This window comes from Flavobacterium algoris, assembly GCF_048158525.1.
Taxonomy (GTDB): Bacteria; Bacteroidota; Bacteroidia; order Flavobacteriales; family Flavobacteriaceae; genus Flavobacterium; species Flavobacterium algoris.
The window spans coordinates 33293-54471 of the sequence record NZ_JBLNKT010000022.1 but is presented as its reverse complement, the minus strand read 5'-3'; the positions used below and the strand labels follow the sequence as shown (position 1 = coordinate 54471).

General features: G+C 32.0%; 20 protein-coding genes and 1 other RNA gene. 12 read left to right on the top strand and 9 right to left on the bottom strand.

From position 1 onward, the window contains the following. Positions 1–19: 19 nt before the first annotated feature. The gene (locus ACM55I_RS11790; protein ID WP_416847005.1) at positions 20–910 is read left to right on the top strand and encodes a Ppx/GppA phosphatase family protein; all 891 of its coding nucleotides are present in this window, start codon (positions 20–22) and stop codon (positions 908–910) included. A gap of 8 nt (positions 911–918) precedes the next feature. Continuing rightward, positions 919–1515, top strand: a complete 597-nt coding sequence (locus ACM55I_RS11785; RefSeq protein WP_416847003.1) for a TMEM175 family protein — start codon at positions 919–921, stop codon at positions 1513–1515. A gap of 2 nt (positions 1516–1517) precedes the next feature. Here the strand turns inward: ACM55I_RS11785 and ACM55I_RS11780 are convergent, their stop codons facing one another. The 4 genes from ACM55I_RS11780 to ACM55I_RS11765 all read right to left on the bottom strand — a co-directional run bounded on the left by ACM55I_RS11780 (position 1518) and on the right by ACM55I_RS11765 (position 4954). Beyond that, a complete protein-coding gene (locus ACM55I_RS11780; RefSeq protein ID WP_081897846.1) occupies positions 1518–1862 on the bottom strand; it encodes a DNA polymerase III in 345 nt (114 codons plus the stop codon). 308 nt (positions 1863–2170) lie between these two features. Further along, positions 2171–3256, bottom strand: a complete 1086-nt coding sequence (gene dnaX, locus ACM55I_RS11775) for a DNA polymerase III subunit gamma/tau (RefSeq protein ID WP_416847002.1) — start codon at positions 3254–3256, stop codon at positions 2171–2173. Between the two features lie 201 nt (positions 3257–3457). Continuing rightward, on the bottom strand, positions 3458–4570 hold the full coding sequence (locus ACM55I_RS11770; RefSeq protein ID WP_416847001.1) for a class I SAM-dependent methyltransferase: 1113 nt from the start codon (positions 4568–4570) through the stop codon (positions 3458–3460). Positions 4571–4654: 84 nt separating this feature from the next. Beyond that, the gene (locus tag ACM55I_RS11765) at positions 4655–4954 is read right to left on the bottom strand and encodes a hypothetical protein (protein WP_416847000.1); all 300 of its coding nucleotides are present in this window, start codon (positions 4952–4954) and stop codon (positions 4655–4657) included. A gap of 118 nt (positions 4955–5072) precedes the next feature. On the opposite strand from ACM55I_RS11765, the gene rnpB reads away from it, so the two are divergent. Together rnpB and ACM55I_RS11755 are read left to right on the top strand one after the other, a co-directional pair. Further along, an RNA gene (gene rnpB, locus ACM55I_RS11760) (RNase P RNA component class A) lies at positions 5073–5390 on the top strand. 223 nt (positions 5391–5613) lie between these two features. After that, positions 5614–6531 (top strand): ketopantoate reductase family protein, encoded by a 918-nt coding sequence (locus ACM55I_RS11755; RefSeq protein WP_416846999.1) that lies wholly within the window; start codon positions 5614–5616, stop codon positions 6529–6531. 13 nt (positions 6532–6544) lie between these two features. Here ACM55I_RS11755 and ACM55I_RS11750 read toward each other — a convergent pair whose 3' ends face one another. Further along, positions 6545–7234, bottom strand: coding sequence for a response regulator transcription factor (locus ACM55I_RS11750; RefSeq protein WP_416846998.1), 690 nt, complete (start codon positions 7232–7234; stop codon positions 6545–6547). A 10-nt stretch (positions 7235–7244) separates the two neighbouring features. Continuing rightward, a complete protein-coding gene (locus tag ACM55I_RS11745) occupies positions 7245–8603 on the bottom strand; it encodes a sensor histidine kinase (protein ID WP_416846997.1) in 1359 nt (452 codons plus the stop codon). Between the two features lie 137 nt (positions 8604–8740). Between ACM55I_RS11745 and ACM55I_RS11740 the strand changes: the two genes are divergently transcribed. Together ACM55I_RS11740 and ACM55I_RS11735 are read left to right on the top strand one after the other, a co-directional pair. Then, on the top strand, positions 8741–10855 hold the full coding sequence (locus ACM55I_RS11740) for an outer membrane beta-barrel protein (RefSeq protein ID WP_416846996.1): 2115 nt from the start codon (positions 8741–8743) through the stop codon (positions 10853–10855). 111 nt (positions 10856–10966) lie between these two features. Next, complete coding sequence (locus tag ACM55I_RS11735; protein ID WP_416846995.1) at positions 10967–11515, top strand: hypothetical protein; 549 nt, start codon at positions 10967–10969, stop codon at positions 11513–11515. 76 nt (positions 11516–11591) lie between these two features. On the opposite strand, the gene ACM55I_RS11730 is transcribed toward ACM55I_RS11735, so the two are convergent. Together ACM55I_RS11730 and ACM55I_RS11725 are read right to left on the bottom strand one after the other, a co-directional pair. Next, entirely contained in the window at positions 11592–12191 is a 600-nt protein-coding gene (locus tag ACM55I_RS11730) for an RsmD family RNA methyltransferase (protein WP_416846994.1), read from the bottom strand. After that, complete coding sequence (locus ACM55I_RS11725; protein ID WP_416846993.1) at positions 12188–13009, bottom strand: DUF3822 family protein; 822 nt, start codon at positions 13007–13009, stop codon at positions 12188–12190. The genes ACM55I_RS11730 and ACM55I_RS11725 overlap by 4 nt, the downstream gene beginning before the upstream one ends. Before the next feature lie 154 nt (positions 13010–13163). Here ACM55I_RS11725 and ACM55I_RS11720 point away from each other — a divergent pair, with 154 nt between their 5' ends. From ACM55I_RS11720 to ACM55I_RS11695, 6 genes are all read left to right on the top strand, one after another. After that, positions 13164–14585, top strand: coding sequence for an ATP-dependent DNA helicase (locus ACM55I_RS11720; protein ID WP_416847012.1), 1422 nt, complete (start codon positions 13164–13166; stop codon positions 14583–14585). Positions 14586–14688: 103 nt separating this feature from the next. Further along, positions 14689–15519: a 4,5-DOPA-extradiol-dioxygenase gene (gene ygiD / locus ACM55I_RS11715; protein WP_416846992.1), complete on the top strand. Its 831-nt coding sequence runs from the start codon at positions 14689–14691 to the stop codon at positions 15517–15519. A 92-nt stretch (positions 15520–15611) separates the two neighbouring features. Next, complete coding sequence (locus ACM55I_RS11710; RefSeq protein ID WP_416846991.1) at positions 15612–16292, top strand: GNAT family N-acetyltransferase; 681 nt, start codon at positions 15612–15614, stop codon at positions 16290–16292. 145 nt (positions 16293–16437) lie between these two features. Continuing rightward, on the top strand, positions 16438–17163 hold the full coding sequence (gene kdsB / locus ACM55I_RS11705) for a 3-deoxy-manno-octulosonate cytidylyltransferase (RefSeq protein WP_416846990.1): 726 nt from the start codon (positions 16438–16440) through the stop codon (positions 17161–17163). Positions 17164–17358: 195 nt separating this feature from the next. Further along, positions 17359–18672 carry a M16 family metallopeptidase gene (locus ACM55I_RS11700; protein ID WP_416846988.1) on the top strand — a complete coding sequence of 438 codons (1314 nt, stop codon included), beginning with the start codon at positions 17359–17361 and terminating at the stop codon, positions 18670–18672. A gap of 4 nt (positions 18673–18676) precedes the next feature. Beyond that, the gene (locus ACM55I_RS11695; RefSeq protein ID WP_416846987.1) at positions 18677–20077 is read left to right on the top strand and encodes a M16 family metallopeptidase; all 1401 of its coding nucleotides are present in this window, start codon (positions 18677–18679) and stop codon (positions 20075–20077) included. 127 nt (positions 20078–20204) lie between these two features. On the opposite strand, the gene ACM55I_RS11690 is transcribed toward ACM55I_RS11695, so the two are convergent. Beyond that, positions 20205–20870 carry a spermidine synthase gene (locus ACM55I_RS11690; RefSeq protein WP_416846985.1) on the bottom strand — a complete coding sequence of 222 codons (666 nt, stop codon included), beginning with the start codon at positions 20868–20870 and terminating at the stop codon, positions 20205–20207. Positions 20871–21179 lie beyond the last annotated feature (309 nt).

The following is a 21179-nucleotide window of genomic DNA, read 5'->3' as shown; positions in this document are numbered from 1 at the left end:
TTCAAATCATAAATTACGAATGATTAAATTAAAAAAATATGCTGCAATAGATATCGGTTCAAACGCAATGCGTTTATTGGTTGTAAATATTGTGGAGCAAGAAGGAAAAGAACCTCAATTCAATAAAAGTTCCCTTGTGCGTGTACCCATTCGTTTGGGACAAGATGCTTTTACGGTCGGTGAAATTTCTGAAGAGAATATGGAAAGAATGTGTGATGCCATGAAAGCATTCAATCTATTAATGAAAGTGCATAAAGTGGAACGCTATATGGCATTTGCAACTTCGGCAATGCGTGAAGCCTATAATGGTAAAGAAGTAGTGGCAATGATTAAGAAAAAAGCGGATATCAAAATAGAAATCATCGATGGAAAGAAGGAAGCAGCAATAATCGCTTCTACTGATTTGCATCATTTGTTAAAAACAGATCAAACGTATCTTTTTGTGGATGTTGGTGGTGGAAGTACTGAATTTACATTGTTTTCCAATGGTAAAATGATAAATTCCAGATCATTCAAAGCGGGAACAGTTCGGTTGTTGAATGATATGGTTTGTGATGTTGTTTGGGATGAAATTGAAAAATGGATAAAAACAAATACTCAAGAATACGATGAAGTTACTTTGATAGGTTCTGGTGGAAATATCAATAAGCTATTTAAAATGTCTGGAAAAATTCAGGAAAAGCCTTTGTCTTACATTTACATGAATTCACAATATGCGTTTTTGAATTCTCTTTCATACGAACAAAGGATTTCAGAATTAGGGTTGAATCCAGATCGTGCCGATGTAATTCTTCCAGCGACCAGAATTTATCTAAATGCGATGAAATGGAGTGGAGCTAGAAATATTTATGTACCTAAAATTGGACTTTCGGATGGTATTGTAAAAGCGATGTATTACGGTAAAATATAGATTTTTAAATGAATAAAAACAGATTAGAAGCTTTTAGTGATGGTGTTTTGGCAATCATAATCACCATAATGATACTGGAAATAAAAGTTCCGGAAGGGGTGAATTTTAGCGATTTGCTACCTCTTTTTCCTAAATTTATAAGCTATGTTTTGAGTTTTGTTTATGTAGGCATCTATTGGAATAATCATCATCATATGCTGCAAAGTGTTACTAAAGTAAATGGTAAAATTCTTTGGGCAAATCTTCACTTGTTATTTTGGTTGTCACTAATTCCAGTCTCTACTGGATGGATGGGGGAACATAATTTTGCCAAAGCTACTATTACTTTATATGGAGTGATTCTGTTTTTTGCAGCAGTAGCTTTTTGGTTTCTTCAAAATATAATTATTTCCACTGAAGGCGAAAATTCAGTATTGGCCAAAGCGCTCGGTAAAAACTTTAAAGGAAAAATATCGAACCTTTTATATTTAAGTGCAATAGGGATTTCTTTTTTTTACGAAATCGTAGCTGCTTCTATTTATGTTATAGTGGCAATAATTTGGCTTGTACCCGATAAAAGAATTGAAAAAGTTATCAATTCTAATGAGTTAAACTCTTATAAATAAGATTAAGCATCTAAATCTAATCCAAATGTTGTTCGTAAGAGTTCAATATTTGGATTTATTTCAAGAAGTCTGTTGTAGCGGTCTTGATCATTAAAGTTCCTTTTGCTTTCGACACTTTCATTTACAATCACTTCGATTGTAATATCATGATTGTGTAAATGCCCTTTCAAATGTCCCAAAAGACCATTTAACTCTTTTTCAAAATCTAATTTAGAACCTTCATTTGGCAATTCAATCGTGATGGCAGTTCCATTTAATTTAGGATCGTTGATGAGTAACAACGATTCCATAATTTTATATCCTTTGTCGCCTAAACGTTGTGCATATTTATTCCAATACAATAACATTTCCGTTTCGGTAAAAGATTCAGTTGGTAAATGAACGGCTTCTTTTACTATTCCTTTATTGCTTTCTTCTAATGCTTTTTTGGCACGAATACTAGCTAATGAAAAAGCGGAAACTTTTAGTTCATTAGACTGCGTAATGTCAATTTTTACCGTAAGAGTTGGAACTGGAATTGTAAGCGCACTAACTATAGCTTCCGGTTTTTTTTCTTGAACTGTCGCTACAATTGGAGTGTTTACAATACTTTCTACTTTAGCTTTTGGACTTTCTACAATTGAGTAATCGTTCTTTCTAAAATAAGTAGGAGGAATTATAAATTGCTCAACTTTTTTTTTTCTCCATCAAAAGTGATAGAGGCAAGTTGCATCAGACAAAGTTCAACAAGAAGTCGTTGATTTTGGCTTAGTTTATATTTTAAATCACAATCATTTGCAATTTCGATTCCTTTTAAAAGAAAGTCTTGACTGCATTTTTGCGCTTGTATACCATACATTTGTTGCGCTTGTTCCCCAACTTCTAATAAAGATAAAGTAGCAGGTGTTTTAGAAACTAATAAATCCCTAAAATGCGAAGCTAATCCGGATACAAAATGATGTGCATCAAATCCTTTGGACAGAATTTCGTTGAAAGCGATTAATAAATCCGGAATTTTATTTTCCAGAATCAAATCAGTTACATTAATGTACGTTTCGTAATCCAAAACATTCAAGTTTTCCGTAACGGCCTGACGTGTTAAATCTTTTCCACAAAAAGAAACCACTCGGTCAAAAATAGATAAAGCATCACGCATGGCTCCATCCGCTTTTTGAGCAATAATATGCAAAGCATCATCTTCAAAATTTACGCCTTGACTAGTGGCAACTTCGGCTAGATGTTCTTTAGCGTCTTTTACGGTGATTCTTTTAAAATCAAATATCTGGCAACGAGAAAGTATCGTTGGAATAATTTTATGTTTTTCGGTCGTAGCCAAAATAAAAATGGCATGCTTCGGCGGTTCTTCCAGTGTTTTCAAGAAAGCATTGAAAGCTGCCGAAGACAACATATGAACCTCATCAATAATATAAACTTTGTATTGTCCCGTTTGTGGCGGGATTCGGACTTGGTCGATTAAATTCCGAATGTCATCAACTGAATTGTTAGAAGCGGCATCTAATTCGAAAACATTAAAAGCAAAATCTTCATTTGGATCATCATAACCCGGCTGATTGATTTTTCGAGCCAAAATACGGGCGCAAGTTGTTTTTCCAACTCCACGAGGTCCAGTAAATAATAAGGCAGAAGCAAGGTGATTGCTTTCTATGGCATTCAATAGAGTATTGGTAATGGCTTTTTGTCCCACAACATCTTTAAATGTTTGAGGACGATATTTACGAGCCGATACAACAAATTGTTCCATAGAATTTTTATTCGAAAGCAAATATAGGTTTTAATTTAAAGATGGAAAAATTTGCAGCTTGAAAGATTTTATAATTTTTAAAATGGTCTTTATTTCCCAAATTCCCTAGCCCAGATAGAAGTGGAAATCCTTGTGAGCCGGGGTTCGGCGAATAAGATTGCAATGGATAGCTGGAAGTAGCTCCAAAATTAAAATGCAGTTTTAAGAGTGTAAAACTTTTGAAGAATTTAAAAATTTCAATCCTGATAGCGGATGTTCCGGAACTCCTTTTTGTTGGATTAACACTTTGAATTTCATACCCATATCGATCAATAATCTGTAGTTAATGATTGATTCCTGCATGGCTTGTGCCAGATTAGTCGGATTATTATTTAAAGCTGAATTTTGATATTCTTTGATGCCCAATGCCAATAAAAATTGCGCTTGATCCACAATTCCGCAACAATCCATTCCGTATTGGGCGCCCCAATGTGCTATCGCAGAAAAGTTGATGTGCGTTGTAATATCCTGTTGTCCGATAAATTGATAAGGATTGTCGTTTTTTTGATGTTTGTAATAGCATAAGAGCGTACCACAACTCCTGCGTTTGCTGTATAATTCAGCCGATAATGATCCGTAATCTATAGTTATCACGTAGCCTTTCTGCAAGGATTGAGAAACGTCTTTGATCCAAGATACGGCCTCCAAATTAATTTCGGTGCGAAATCGTTCTGGCAATTTTACTTTTAATGTAGTTAAATAATCGGTGAGTTCTTTTTTTGCAGGTTTTAAAATTTCAATAAAATTCTCTTTATAGTCTACGAACACTTCTTTAAGTTCGTTTTCCATAATTACCTGATGAACGGAGAAATTATCAATCAATTCATTGGATAAAATACATCCATTAATTTCAGAAATTTCATGAATGGAGTTATACCAGCTTACTTTTTCATGCAAATGTTTCTTTTGAATTTCACGCATGCTAGAGCTTTTTTCAATAATGCAGTAGCTTAAGCTGTCGTATAAAGAGCTGTTATTCTTGAGATAATCTAAAATATCATGGCACAATAAACCAGTTCCAGCGCCAAATTCCACAATTTTAAAAGGCTTTTTTTCTAAAATTTGCCACATTTCTTCGATTTGACGACCAATCATGGCTCCAAATGCAGCATTAAGATTAGCACTGGTGTAAAAATCACCTTCTGCTCCAATTTTATCTTTTTCAGAATTATAATATCCTAACTCAGGGTAATACAATACCATTTCCATGAAGTCCCTAAAAGACAATGGACCTTCTTTTTTGATTCGTTCTATTATAATTTCGGAAAGCAGCATCGGATTTAGAAATTAAATCTTGATTTTATTTCTCAAAAAACAAATAGTCTTTACAGAACTAAGAAAGAACAACCCAAACAAATATTATTTGTTTCTTCGTTTGATGCTGATCTCATTCAAAACTCTTGCGGCATCATTTTCGGAATTTGCAGAAAATCCTGCTACAAAAACACCTTTTTTGCCAGAACTTGATTTTATACCGTAAACTGTTGCTTCGTCATCGGGATTACTATCTCCTTCATAGCGGTAAATATGTTCAATTTCATATCGATCAGGGTTTTTAACAATGTCTTCCACGTGAAGATTAAAATCGAAGGTATATCCGTTTTCATTTAAATCGTCCAAGGCCTCAGAAACGGTTGCGTAATGATACATATGTGACATAATAGAAGATTTATGGTTAATTATTAAAGGTAACTATTTTATTATGAATTTGTTGTCAAAGACTTGTTAAAGTAACTAATCTAAAATCTAAAAACAGGAATAAATATCGTAAATTCGCAGCGCAGACCGCCTTATCGTCGTTTTGAGTAATCAAGAGGGAGGAAAGTCCGGACACCATAGGGAAGCATAACGGGTAACGCCCGTCGGGTTGAGCAATCAATTCAGGACAAGTGCAACAGAAAGTATGTACAGGTAATGCTGTAGTGAAACCAGGTAAACTCTATGCGGTGAAATATCAAGTATATCAGCATTTAAGGGCTCCCCGTCCGTTGTTGAAGGGTAGATAGCTTGAGCTTATGAGTAATTATAAGTCTAGATAAATGATAAGGCTCCGATTTATCGGAGACAGAATCCGGCTTATAGGTCTGCATTTTTTTATTAAAATATTTAATAAAATAAGGATTGTGAAATCTAAAATTAAACCATTAAGAAATTAAGTTTCATTAAGTCATTAGGCTTAATTTTCTTAATTTCTTAATGGTTTAATTTTTAAATAGTGATTATGAAATCGCCAATAAAAACAACTTTGCGTAAGCAAACACTAATAAATTAAAAGGCGATACAGTATATGACCGCTAAAAAATAAATTTTAAAATTATATGAAAACAAGAATTGGAATTTTAGGAATGGGTGGAGTAGGAGGCTATTTTGGTGGATTATTGGCCAAAGCGTATGCCGAATCTGATTCTGTTGAAATAATATTTATTGCTCGTGGGGAAACTCAAATGACGATTGCACAAAATGGATTGAAAATTATTGCAGATGAAAACGAAATGACGGTTTTCCCTAGTATCGTTTCCGATGATTCTGCTATAATTGGAAAACTGGATTACCTTATTTGCACAACAAAAACGTATGACATAGAAGAGAGTCTTCTTTCGATTAAAAAGAATATAACTAAGAATACAATTATCCTTCCTTTATATAATGGTGTCGATGCGCCAGAACGAATCAGTGCTTTATTTCCTGAGAACGAAGTTTTAGAAGGTTGTGTTTATATTGTTTCGATGATTGTATCTCCAGGTGTTATTAAAAAAATGGGGACTTATGAAAAACTCTTTTTCGGATCAGGAACAGCCTCAATTGCGTCATTAAATAAATTGCAGGCGATTTTTGAAAAGGCTTCAATTGAAAGCTATCTTGTTGATGATATTGAAGAAACCGTTTGGGAAAAATTCATATTTATTTCAGCCTTGGCTTCGGCTACATCGTATTTGAATCAGAATATTGGGGAGATTTTAAACAGCCAATCCAGCAGAGGAGTTTATGTTTCATTATTAAACGAAATTACCATGATTGCCGCCGTAAAAGGATTGAATTTACCGGCTGATATTATCATGCAAACAATTCTAAAATTAGAGAAAACCCCTCGAGATGCTACTTCATCAATGCACCGGGATTTGATTGCGGGACGAAAAATAGAACTTTTTTCTTTGACTGAGTTTGTTGTAAATGAAGGTATTAAATATGAAATTGAAACACCTACTTACCAAATGGTTTTGGAGAAGTTGATGTGATAAAAAGAAAATTTTAGTTTTCAATCTTAAATTCCAATCCAATATTCCGAACGCTTTCAATACTGATTCGAGAATCATCTTTGAAATATTTTCGAATTTTACTGATATAGACATCCATGCTTCTTCCCGAAAAGAAATCGTCATTGCCCCAAATCGCTTTTAGGATTTGTTCTCTTTTTATCATTTGATTTTTATAGATATAAAAAAAATGAATAAGAGCCGCTTCTTTCTCTGTGAGTTGCTGTGTTTTAATACTATTTTTTAAGGACAAACGTTTGGTGTCGAATACATAAGAACCAATTGGCAATTCATCAATTTTCGAAAAAAGGGTTTGTTTTTGTTGACTTCTTTTTAAGATATTATTTAATCGTAAAACAAGTTCTTCCGCCTCAAAAGGTTTAGCAATATAATCATCGGCACCTAATTTTAATCCAATGATTTTGTCCTCTTTTAGCTTTCTTGCCGTTAGAAAAATGAAAGGAATTTCAGGATTGATTTTGATGATTTTTTCAGCAAGTGTAAACCCATCCATTTTTGGCATCATGACATCAAAAACACAAATATCAAATATCTCCGATTGAAAAATAACCAATGCTTCTTCTCCGTTTTGTGTCCAAGTCACTTCATACTCATGTAACTCTAAATATTGTTTTAGAACACTTGCAAAATCAAAATCGTCTTCGGCTAAAAGTATTTTTTTCAATTGTGAATAATTAGACTTTAAACATAATAGTAAAAACGGCGCCTTTTCCTAAATCACTGATAACCGCGATTGAACCTTGATGTGCTTTTATAATTTGATGTACGTAATAAAGTCCTAATCCCAGTCCCTTTGTATTATGCAAATTGCCTTGCTCAACTCTATAAAATTTATCAAATAATAAAGAATGCTTATTTTTAGAAATCCCAATTCCATCGTCTTTAATACTAATGTTAAATTGGTTTTGGATTAATTCTGTTTTAATGGTGATAGTGGTGCTGCCATATTTTACTGCATTTTCAAGTACATTTTGAATGGCAGTTGTTAAATGAAATTGGTCTAATAACAAAGTTGTTTTGGAAGTATTGAAGTCTGTAATGAGATTGATTTTAGGGTTTGAAATTTTGAAATCTTCAATAATTGTATTCAAAAAAATCTCTGAATCAATTGCTTCTTTTCGTAATTCAATTTCGTTTTTACCTAATGAATTTGACATTACTTGGTCAATCAAATTTTGCAAACGATTATTTTGACGTGTAATTGTATGAAGAATAGTATTGAATTGGACTTCATTGTTCCGAATGTCTTTTCGCTCCAATATTTTAGTGGAAATCCCCAAAGTGGTCAATGGTGTTTTGAGTTCGTGGGTGATGTTATTGATAAAATCAGTTTTAACATCATTCACCTTTTTTTGTTTTATTAATGCTTTGAGAGCTATTACGAAAAGAGTGATTAATGTTATAATCGAAAGTAAGGATAAAAATAAAACCATTCTCATTCTTTTTAGAATTATGGTTTCCCAATCCATTACAGAAACATACATAGAATCTTCAGTAAGCAATTTATAATCCTGCATTTGTGAAGAACCACTGATTGTTGCTACATAATTTCGGACTAAAAAGGCATTATCCAAAGAAGCTAAATTTCCATATAATTTATTTTTTATAAGTGGTTTTTCTGAAAAAATGGTGTCCGTTTTTTTTCGACTGTTATAAATGATAAACTTGTTAAGGACAATGGCAAAATCTATAGTAATATTTGGAATTTCTCTTTCAAATTTAAGTTGTAATTTTCGGGTCAATTCGCCTCTGAATTGATTTTGAAGCAAAGCATTTTTAATTTTAAATTTGGTTCTTTTATCACGAATATAATGCTCCGCTAACTGTTTATAAAGCAAGTCTTTTTTGTTGACAATCGTCGAGTCAATATCACTGTAATTATTTGAAATAGTAGCAATTTCCTCTTTAATTTCCGAATGAAATTGAGCCACTTTATAATCATAAGTTGTTTTAACCAAATAGCATTGCACAACTGATAACGCTACCAAAGCAATGACAGAAAACGCAATTAATAAATTGATTCGTTGTTTCATTTGTTAAAAAATACAATTCAAAAATAAGTCTTTTATTATTCAATTTAGTTATTAACCTCGCATTAACCTTCGATTAACTTATGTAGTGCTTATTTAGAAGCATTTTTGCAATGCTTTGAACATAATTACAAATTTATATGAAAAGAAACACAGGAATTAAATATAACATCATTGCAATTTATCTCTTTATATCAGGATTTGGATATGGACAAAATGCAACTCCAAAAGACAGTATTTCTACCAAATTAAACGAAGTAATTGTAAGTGGTCAAAGTAAAGTATTTACCAACAAAAATGGAAATATTAAAGTTGATATTGCGAATTCTATTTATAATTCAATTCCTAATACAATAGATTTATTGGTAAAATTACCCAATATTCAAGTTAGTGCTGATAAGGAAATCATTACGATTATAGGAAAAGGAAATCCTTTGATTTACATCGATAATCAAAAAGTAGGAATGAATGATTTGAATACCTTATCAGTTGATGCTATTAAAACCATTGAAATTATTAATAATCCATCTTCTAAATATGAAGCATCTGGAAGAGCCGTTATTTTAATTACCAGAAAGTTTAGTAAAAAAGAGGGTTTTCAAACTACGTTATCTGAAGTGGCATCTTTTAAAAAACAGTTCAATAATTATTTAGGAATTAATTCCAGTTTAAAGAAAAACAAATTCGAGTTTAAAGCTAATTTTAACTACAATCAAATTAAAGTTTGGGAAAGTAACGGCAATGATTTTACGATTCCATTGAATGCTATTATTTCAAATTATTTGGTTACCGCAGTTACTAAACGACCACAATTTATTTTTGGAGCGGGTGTTTTTTATAAAATTAATGAAGAAGATTATTTGTCTTTAAATTTTAGCAGAAGAACCCAAAAAGATATTTTTAATATCATAACTGATACCTATAATGAGCAGCAAAGTACAATTAATACAGTCAATACTTTTAATGCTAATGACGAATATAGAAACTTTTCTAATGGATTTTTAAACTACAATCATAAAATAAAAAGTATCGATGGGATTTTATTTTCGGGTTTTCAATATTCCAAGTTCAATCAGGAAGTTGCCAGCATAATTTCCAATAATTATAATAATACCGGTTTTAAACTATCACAAAATAGAAATCAAAAAATAAGCATTGGAGTTTTTTCGGGAAGATCTGATTTCGAAAAAGAGTTTAAAAACAAAATGAAGTTGGAACTTGGAACACTTTACCTTCAGGCAAATTCTAACACTAACTTTTTAGTAGAAAATGTAAATCCAAGCAGTATCATAAATTCAGATTATAAATATATAGAAAAGAATATTGCTGCTTATTCCCAACTTTCCGGAAGCATCAAAAAAGTAAATTATTCTTTTGGTTTGAGAGCTGAAAATACAATTGCAAAAGGGAAATATCAATCAGAAAAGGCTTTATTAATCGATAAAATTTATATCAATCTATTTCCAAAAGCAACAGTAGAAATTCCGATAGACAGTACAAATACAATTAATTTCAATTATGCTAAAAGTATTTTAAGACCTAACTTTTCCACGACAAGTCAAGTTTCGGCATATATAAATCCCTATTTTGTTTGGTCTAATAATATCAATCTGGATCCAACAATTACGGATGAAGTCGCTTTAAGTTATCAATATAAAGACAAATCGGTAAAAGTGAGCTATAACAAAATTAACAATCCGGTTTATTATGGTTCTTCTTATGACACCTCTCAAAACATATTGACTTTCAAAACCACAAATTTTTGGAAAGAAACAGGTTTTAATTTAGAATTTACGCTTCCATTTAAACATGAATTTTGGACAACAACCAATACTTTAAATTTTGCCTTGAGTAAAATTGAAGATAAGCAAGCCATTTTAAATGATGTCAAACCATATTTATATTACTATTCTAATCATTCGTTCCAATTGCCAAAAGGAATAGAAGTAGCACTAACAGGTTGGGGTTTGACAAGACAGCAGCAAGGAGTTTTTGAAAGAAGTGCTTTGTTTACAATGGATTTTGCAGTTTCAAAAACGCTCTTTAAACACTTTGATTGTGCAATAAATTATAATGATATTTTCAGACAAATGAAATTTCATGAAAATTTTACTATCAACAATATATCCGCAAAAGGAATCTATTATACCGATTCAAATTTAGTTTCCTTTTCAGTAAAATATTCCTTTGGAAAAATAAAAAAAACTGAATTTAAGGAGAAAAATATTGATGAAAATTCGAGTAGAATTCGATAAATAAAATTTTTAGTAGCATTTATATTTTAAAATAAATTCTGACAAATTGAATTTTAATTTATTATGTTTGGTTTAGATTTAATTTTTTAAAAACATAATAATAGATTATTTATGCAACCATCAAGATTTAAGAAAGTTATTCTTGCCTTTTTCATTTTAATGACAATTTCACATTCAAACGCGCAAGAAAAGCCAGCCGTAGAAAAAAGTCAATTTAAAATTAATGTTTTACTTCCAGGATTTGTTTACGAACACGGTCTAAGCGATAAAAATACGCTTTATTCAGAATTGAGTTCAGGTTACGGATATACATCAAATGGTTATGGGGAAACCTGGAAATTTTATCCTTATATTAATGAACAGTTTCGTCATTATTATAATTTAGAGAAAAGGGTAGGAAAGGGAAAAGTTACTTCCCATAATTCAGGAGGATTTGTAGCTATGACCGCTATTTATAATTTCAAATCAATTGCAACGAATGATAACTTTTTATCCGAAAATTCATCGATTACTATTGCCCCAGTTTGGGGTTTTCAACGAACATACAAAAGGAATTTTAATCTTGACTTGAATATGGGTGTTGGATATAATTTTAAAAAAGATAACAGTGATTTTGTTCCCGTCTTAAATTTTACTTTGGGTTGGGTAATTGGAAAATAGTTACTTTAAATCTTTACCAAAAACAGAAAAGCTCTTGTAATTTACAAGAGCTTTTCTGTTATATATACGATCAAGATTATTCTTCTTCACCATCGTTTTGATCTGATTCATTTTCAGAATCTTCTTCTTTTTCACCAGAGCCTATTTCGAAAAAACTAAAAATTGAACCGCCGTAACTTTTCTGGAATGAAAAGTGAATCATGTGATCCAGTTTGGTATATTTCGAATGCTCGATTACCATCATTCCTCCTTCATTAAGCAGTTCTTTTTCGAAAACTAATAAGATGATTTTTTCGAAAGTTTTTTGGTCCAAAGCATAAGGGGGATCTGCAAAAATAATATCATAAGACGTTTTACATCTTTCTAAATAAGCAAAAACATCACTTTTTGTGGCAGCAATATTAAAATCATATTCGGCTGCAACTTGCTTAATGAATTTTACACAACCAAAATCACCATCAACAGAAGTGATTGGCGTGCTTCCTCTTGAGGCAAATTCGTAACTGATATTTCCGGTTCCGGCGAATAAATCCAGTATTTTAAGTCCTTCAAAACTGAAATGGTTGTTCAAAACATTGAATAATGCTTCTTTAGACATATCGGTAGTGGGACGAACTGGAAGTCCTTTTGGTGGAAAAATGCGTCTTCCTTTGTATTTTCCTGAAATGATTCTCATGAGTTGAAAAGTATAAAATGATTTCTGTTTTCGGCCTCAGAAAAATAATTGTTCCATCGCAAATCTTCCACATCAATTAGGGAAACGTTGCGAATATATTTGAAAGCGATTTTGAAATAATCACTTTCGGTATCAATATTTCCGATTAGTTCCAATGGGAAATTTTCGGGATTTAAATTCAATTGTTCGGCCGTAAATAAGATGTAATACAAGAAATCTTCTGGCGTGCTGTAATCGAAAGAATTGAAAAGCAATAATTTTTGGTTCTGAACCACAATGATTTCAAAATGTCCTGTATTAATATGTACAAACATTTTTTTATCATCCTTATTTTTGGAAGCAATCAAAAGTTTTGAAACCAAAATACTGTTTGCATGTTTGTAATCGAAAGAACCAAATTGGTCAATAAAAAAATTATTGATATTCACATACGGAATATAAACCGCATTCATTTGATAGTTTGGAATTTCATCAAAAGCAAAAAAATCCGTTTCAAAAACCTTAGTGTTGTATTGCAAATAACTCCCTAAAAAGTTCTCGTCAAAAAGAGCAGTGGGAACAAAAGTGGAAAGATTGTTATTGTGAATAATCAAAATTTCATCATACGAATCCTTTAATTCTGGATAATCCCGAAAAGCATCACCAAACAATTCTTCAATTTTTGTGGCTTTATGAAATGTATCAAAATGTACTTCGTTAAATGAAGTCACCGTATTGTTTAGCGTGTCAAAACAACAAAAAGAAAGCCCAGTCAAGGAAACTTGAATGGACAATTTTTTATATTTTTTTTCGGTGATGTTCGTATTTTGTATTGACATAATTTGATTTTCAATCCATTTCTACCTTATATATAGTACAAGAATTAAATGCGGTCACAAACTTACAATTTTTTTACGATTCTAATACCAATTTATGCAATTGCCTCGATTTTCATACTTATATTTGATGTTCATTTATAGCAATCAACTTCACATGAATTCTTCCTTGTTTTACAGTCTTTTACAGAGAAAATTTCCTTTTCAGCCCACTTATAAACAAGATATTTTTTTTCAAAAAATTGCTATTTTTTTAACCGAAGTTGATAATAAGACCATATTCGTATTAAAAGGATATGCCGGAACTGGAAAAACGACCGTAATTTCTACTATTGTAAATAGTTTATTGGACATCAATAAAAAATATGTCTTGTTGGCTCCAACAGGTCGTGCGGCAAAAGTAATTGCCAATTATTCGAATAAACCGGCTTTTACAATTCATAAAAAAATCTACTTTCCCAAGAAATCTTCCGGTGGTGGCGTTTCGTTTACATTGCAACAAAACAAACATAAGAATACGATTTTCATTGTCGATGAAGCTTCGATGATTTCGGATACGAATTCGGATTCTAAGTTATATGAAAACGGTTCTTTATTGGATGATTTGATTTCGTATGTATATTCGGGAACGAATTGTAAGATGATTTTATTGGGTGATACCGCACAGTTGCCTCCGGTGAATTTAGATATCAGTCCGGCTTTGGATATTCGTACTTTGGGAATGAATTATGATAAGGAAGTAGAACATATTGAGTTGGACGAAGTCATGCGTCAGGAAGAAAATTCCGGGATTTTGCATAATGCAACTGAACTTCGGGAATTATTGAAAGATTCCTTTATTGACGAATTCAAATTTGATGTCAAGAAATTTAAAGACATTGTTCGGTTGACCGATGGGTATGATATTCAGGATGCCATCAATTCTGCCTACAGTAATTATAGTATAGAAGATACCGCTTTTATTGTTCGTTCCAATAAAAGGGCGAATCAATATAATGAGCAAATAAGAACTAAAATCCTCGATAAAGAAAGCGAACTATCAACCGGCGATTTCTTGATGGTGGTAAAGAACAATTATTTTTGGTTGAAAGATTCTGATGAAGCGGGATTTATTGCCAATGGTGATATTATCGAAATATTAGAAATTTTCAATATCAAGGAATTGTATGGTTTTAAGTTTGCCAAAGTAAAAATTCGAATGATTGATTACCCCAATCAGATTCCATTTGAAACGGTATTGTTAATGGACACCATAAAAAGCGAATCGCCATCGTTAACCTATGAAGAATCCAACCGATTGTATCAGGAAGTATTGAAAGATTATGAAGGCGAAACCAAATTTCAAAAATTCCAAAAAGTAAAAGCCAACGAATATTTTAATGGCTTGCAAGTCAAATTCTCGTATGCAATTACGTGTCATAAATCACAAGGTGGACAATGGAATACTGTTTTTATAGAACAACCATATTTACCCGATGGAATCAACAGAGATTACATACGTTGGTTGTACACTGCAATGACCCGAGCAAAAAATAAATTATATTTGATAGGATTTAAGGATGAGAATTTTGTAGAATAATCTTTTTAAATTAAACCATTAAGAAATTTAAGGTTATTAAGCAATTATACTAACACCTTAAAAAACTTAAATTTCTTAATGGTTTAAAAATAAATATTTGTTTATGAAAATATTAAACAGCTTACATGAAATTTCAGGTTCTTTTTCGAATACCGAAAAAATGCCTGTTTTGTTTTTAGGACACGGAAGTCCGATGAACGCGATTGAAGAAAATCAGTTTGTGACGGGTTTTCGAAACTTAGCAAAAACCTTACCGCAACCAAATGCCATTTTGTGTATTTCAGCACATTGGTTCACCAAAGGGACAAAGGTTACCGCAATGGAAATGCCAAGAACGATTCACGACTTTGGAGGTTTTCCGCAAGCGTTATTTGATGTGCAATATCCAGCGAAAGGAAGTCCTGAATTAGCGATAGACACCAAACAATTGTTGACACCAGTAGAAGTAGAGCTAGACGAACATTGGGGTTTGGATCATGGTGCTTGGAGTGTCATTAAACATTTATATCCCGAAGCCAATGTTCCCGTGATTCAGTTGAGTATTGATTACACTAAATCCGGGCAATACCATTTTGAACTGGCACAGAAACTAAGTGCGTTGCGTACCAAAGGAATTTTGATTGTAGGTAGCGGCAATATTGTTCATAATTTGAGATTGGTCGATTATCACAATTTCGATAAAGACAATTACGGTTTCGATTGGGCAATTGAAGCAAGGGAAGCCGTAAACAATTATTTATTGGACGGGAATTTCCAACCGTTGATTGATTTTGAAAAACAAAGCAAAGCGTTTCAATTAGCGATTCCTACGCCGGAACATTATTTACCCTTGATTTATACCTTGGGATTAAAAGGAAAAAGCGAGGAACTAAGTTTGTTCAATGATAAGTTATTGGCGGGTTCTTTGAGTATGACTTCGGTGAAGATTATGTAAGGATAGATACTAAAGAAGTTTATTTTAGAATAGCTCTTTTTCTTTTCTAAAATATTAACAATCCTAAAACCAATCTCTAAAAAATATTTATTGTGAAAATACAAGATGATAAAAAATTAGATAATCCGGTTTGGTTTTCATTATCAGAAACGCATCAAAGTTTTGCGGTGGATTACGGTAGTGTAAAATTCTATCATCCTGATTATTGTCCGTTTGGTGGTTTTGAAAAAGGCAATGCAACTGAAAAGTCTATCGATGAATATTCTGCGATGGTTGACAATTTTTTTATTGTTGGAGAAAAACCAGAACTTTCAAATCTATTAAAGTTAAATAAAGAATTGGTTTGTCTTCAAATAATTGTTTACAATCCAATCGATATTCTAATTAATGATCCAATCATAATACTTACTGACGAACATATTGATGCTTTATATGAGTTGGTAAACTTGGTGCAGCCAGGATATTTTAAAAAGAAAACTGCTTTATTAGGCAATTATTACGGTATTTTCAAAAAAGATGAACTTGTTGCCGTGACTGGTGAGCGCATGCAAATGAATGATTTTATTGAAGTCAGCGCAGTAGTTACACATCCCAATCATACAGGAAAAGGATACGCCAAACAATTAGTTGCCCATACCGTAAATGAAGTTTTGAACCAAAATAAAATTCCTTTTTTACATGTGATTGAAGATAATAATGGAGCAATACAATTGTACGAGAAATTAGGTTTTTCAATTAGGCGGAAAATTAGTTTTTGGAATATCACAAAGTAAACTTAGGTTGATAATTAAGAACAATTTTGTAAATCCTAAAAACATACTAACTTAGCACCAAGCGAACTTGATTGTTGCTTTTGCCCCAGATAAAAATTAAAACTTTGCGACTTAGTGCCTTCGTGGCAAAATTAAAAATATAAAAATGAAAATAATAGCAGTCATTCCCGCCCGTTACGCTTCGACACGATTTCCCGCAAAACTAATGCAGGATCTGGGAGGTAAAACGGTCATTTTAAGAACTTATGAAGCAGCCGTAAACACGCAATTGTTTGATGATGTTTTTGTGGTAACCGATTCGGATTTAATTTATGATGAAATTGTTTCTCATAGTGGAAAAGCCATTCGAAGCATCAAAGAACACGAATCAGGAAGTGATCGAATTGCAGAAGCGGTCGAAAATCTGGATGTTGACATTGTGATTAATGTACAAGGAGACGAACCGTTTATTGATGCGGAACCTTTGGCAAAAGTCATTGAAGTTTTTAAAAATGATTTGGATAAAAAAGTAGATTTGGCTTCCTTGATGCGTGAAATTACAAACGAAGAGGAAATCAATAATCCCAATAATGTAAAAGTTGTGGTGGATCAAAACGGATTTGCTTTGTACTTTTCACGTTCGGTGATTCCGTATCCAAGAGAGAAAAATGTGGGCGTTCGTTATATGCAACACATCGGGATTTATGCCTTTAGAAAACAAGCTTTATTGGATTTTTATAGTTTACCGATGAAATCATTGGAAGCATCTGAAAAACTGGAGCAATTACGCTATTTAGAATTTGGAAAACGTATCAAAATGGTCGAAACTACACATGTCGGAATCGGAATTGATACTCCGGAAGATTTAGAAAAAGCAAGAAAAATGCTTTAAGAATAACCATGAATTCACGAATTTTTTTAAACTTTATTTCAAAAATTACGTGAATTCGAGGTAAAATAGTTTGTTAGCATTTACTAAATCATTCCTTTTAAATGTTATAAATAAATCCTCATTTGAAGGCATTGTTATAAAATTTCAAATAGTCAATAAAATGTAGTAGTTTTAGCCTAACTAATTTATTGACTTATGAAAAAAATAATGCTCCGTCTTATTCTTTTGGGATCTATTTATGGACATGCACAAATGAAAGCAGATGATGTAAAAACGTTTACTCTTACAAACGGAATGAAGTTTCTGGTTGTGGAAGATTTCTCTATTCCAAATGCGAATATGTATTTGTTTTATAAGGTGGGAAGCCGAAATGAATACCAAGGTATCACTGGACTTTCTCATTTTTTTGAACACATGATGTTCAATGGAGCTAAAAAATATGGTCCAAAACTCTTTGACCAAACCATGGAATTTAACGGTGGCGCCAATAATGCCTATACTACTGAAAATGTTACGGTATATTCCAACTGGTTTCCAGCATCAGCATCTGAAGTTATATTTGATCTTGAAGGCGACAGAATTTCCAGTTTGAGTATTGATCCTGCTATGGTAGAAAGTGAAAGAGGTGTGGTTTTAAGTGAGCGTCGTACCGGCCTTGAAAATTCTCCATGGCGTTTATTGTCACAGTCTATGCAGGCGACTGCTTTTCAGGAACATCCGTACCATTGGCCAGTTATAGGCTATGAAGATGATATGAAAAACTGGACCCAACAAGATTTGGAACACTATTTTAAAACCTATTATGCTCCAAATAACTGTGTAGTTGTAGTTTCTGGCGCTATCAAAATGGAAAAAGTGAAGCAATTTGCTGAAAAATATCTTGAAATTATTCCGGCACAACCTGCTCCGCCTAAAGTTCATATTGTGGAACCTGCTCAAACTGGGGAACGCAGAATAGTTGTTAAAAAAGAAGTGGCTACTCCATATCTCATGATTGGGTATCATACGCCAGAATCTAAAAATGTGGATTATTATGCATTGAATATTCTTAGTTCAGTTCTTTCAAGTGGAAATTCATCACGATTGTATGCTTCTCTGGTAAATCAAAAACAATTGGCTACACAAGTATTTACTGATTTTGGAGATAGTTTTGATCCTAAACTTTTTAATTTCTATGCAGTTGCCAATAAAGATGTTAAAGAGACTGATTTAGAGCAAGCGATTTATATTGAGATTGAAAAAATAAAAAAGGATGGCATCAGTGAAACTGAACTTCAGAAAATAAAAAACCAAAAACTGATGGAATTTTACTCCCAAGTAGAAACTATCGATGGAAAGTCAAATAACATAGGTACTTACGAAGTGTTTTTTGGAGATTATAGAAAAATGTTTGACGCACCAGCCAACTATAATAAAATTACTGTAGCTGATGTGCAGAATGTTGCCAAAAAATATTTTACAAAAAGTAACAGAACCGTAGGTGTATTAAAAACAAATGTAGAAGATTAACTTTATGAAACAGATCAACCAAAAACTCATGATATTCTGCCTACTGGTGATTACTAGTATAAACCTATCAGCGCAGCGCTTTAAATTACCAAATTATACCACTTTTAAATTGCCAAACGGACTTACTGTTAACCTTATGGAACAACACGATGTTCCCGTTATCAGTGTTTCAGTCATTCTTCCAGCCGGTGCAATCTATGACTATAATAAATCTGGTTTAGCATCATTGACTGCTACAGCACTAAAACATGGCACTAAAAACTTTACAAAGATAAAATTAGATGAAGAATTAGATTTTATTGGGGCTGATGTAAATACGTATGCTTCAAAAGAATTTTCTGGTCTTACTTCGAAATTTGCAACTAAGGATAAAGAAAAAGTACTCGGTATCATTAAAGAAATACTATTGAATCCTGTTTTTGATGCTGCCGAGTTTGAAAAAGAGAAAAGCCGTTTATTAGTTACATTGGAACAACAAAAAGAAAGTCCAAGATCAGTAATAGGAGCCTATTTTGATTCTCTTTTGTATGGGAATCATGCCTATGGAAATGTTATAAATGGAAATAATACAACGGTTAGCAAATTAACAGTCAATGATGTTAAAGATTTTTATAACACAAATTATAAACCGAATAATGCTGTTATAAGTATTGTAGGGGATTTTGTTTCGAATGAAATGAAAGTTAAACTAACCAAGTTGTTTTCGGGTTGGGAAAAATCAGCAAAAGACGAAGAAAATCCAGCTTCAAAAACAATTAACATTCCTACCGAAAATAAGGTATTGCTAGTTAATAAAGGAGATGCCAAGGAGACAACATTTTATATTGGTGCACCAGGCGTGAATCGAAATAATCCAGATTATGTAGCTATTGATGTTGTCAATACCTTATTTGGAGGACGGTTTACTTCCATGTTAAATGATGAACTTAGAGTAAATTCGGGTTTGACTTATGGAGCTTCAAGTAGATTTAATGCTTTAAAGAATGGTGGTTCTTTTGTGATTAGCACTTTTACAGCCGTTAAAACGACGGAGCCTGCAATTGATAAAGCTTTGGAGGTATTAAATAAATTACATGCAAATGGGATTGATCAAAAGGCATTGAGCTCTGCCAAAAACTATGTGAAAGGACAGTTTCCTCCTCGATATGAAACTACAGATCAATTAGCCAACTTATTGTCTCAAATGTTTTGGTATAATTTTGATAAATCGTTCATCGATAATTTTGAAAAAAATGTAGATAGCCTAGATTTAGCAAAAGCGAACCAAATCATTGCTAAATATTTTCCTAAGGATAAGTTGCAATTTGTATTAGTAGGAAAATCAGAAGATATCAAAAAGATTGCTGAAAAATATGGAAAAGTGACTGAACGGGAAATAAAGAATGATATAAAGAAAGTAAATTAAGAAAATAAAAATAGGGGATTAGGTTTCCCTATTTTTTTGAAATAAATTTATATTTGAAAAAAAACGCAGATTCACAGATTTAATTAATAATCTATGAATCTGCGTTTCTATTTAATAGTAGCAGTTTTTATTCTAATTTTTCAATTACGATTAATTCATTGTGTATTTCAATTCTGGGTATGGTTCTTATTCTGAATTGATTTTCATAAAATTCTGAAACATATTTTCGATTTCTTATATTTTGGGTTTCATTCAAAATCATTGTATTGAAAAGAATGAAACCTCGACTTTTTAAAAGAAAGCAGATTCGGTTGATAAAAAATGTTTCAAATAAAAAATTGGGCATTGTAGTATCTTGGAAGATATCAATAATAATTAAATCGTATTTATTTTTGGTTTTCAAAACAAATTCAAAGGCATCTTCAATAACAATATCAAGTTGGGGTATTTTATCTAAGGCAAAATATTTATTAGCCACCTTAATTATATCGGAATCAATTTCTACTCCGGTTATTTTTCCTTTAAATTTAATTTCATCAACCAACGTTTTTATAACACTGCCTCCGGCTACTCCCAAAACAAGAATATGTTCCATAGCTGCTATTTTTTCAAAGCCGATGTTTTTTAGACCAATTCTTAAAATGCGTTGTAGGCTTCCATACGAATAATTGGCATTTTCAGAATCTAAAACTAACTCCCCATTTGCCCAAGTCACTTCAATCGATTTGCTCAATGAAGATTTTGATTGATAAATTTTTATAGGAATAAGGTAACTGAATATTTTTTTAATCATTTGTGACAATTTTACTCAAAAAATATTTGAGTTGTAATACTATTTAACGGAAGATATTTCTAGTTATTATTAAAGCTAATTACTAATACTTCACAAAAGTAAAATAACCAAGTAAACTAATTCTTATAAAATATTTTTTCGACTTGGTACAAATATATTGATTATTCCAGTATTGTTATACATTATGATGCGGTCAAATGTATATTAATTACCTAATGGAATAAAATAAAATTACATGATTTTGAAGCAAAAAAAATACCTAAAACAACAAGTGTTTTAGGCATTTTCGAACTAAATTGAAAATATTTA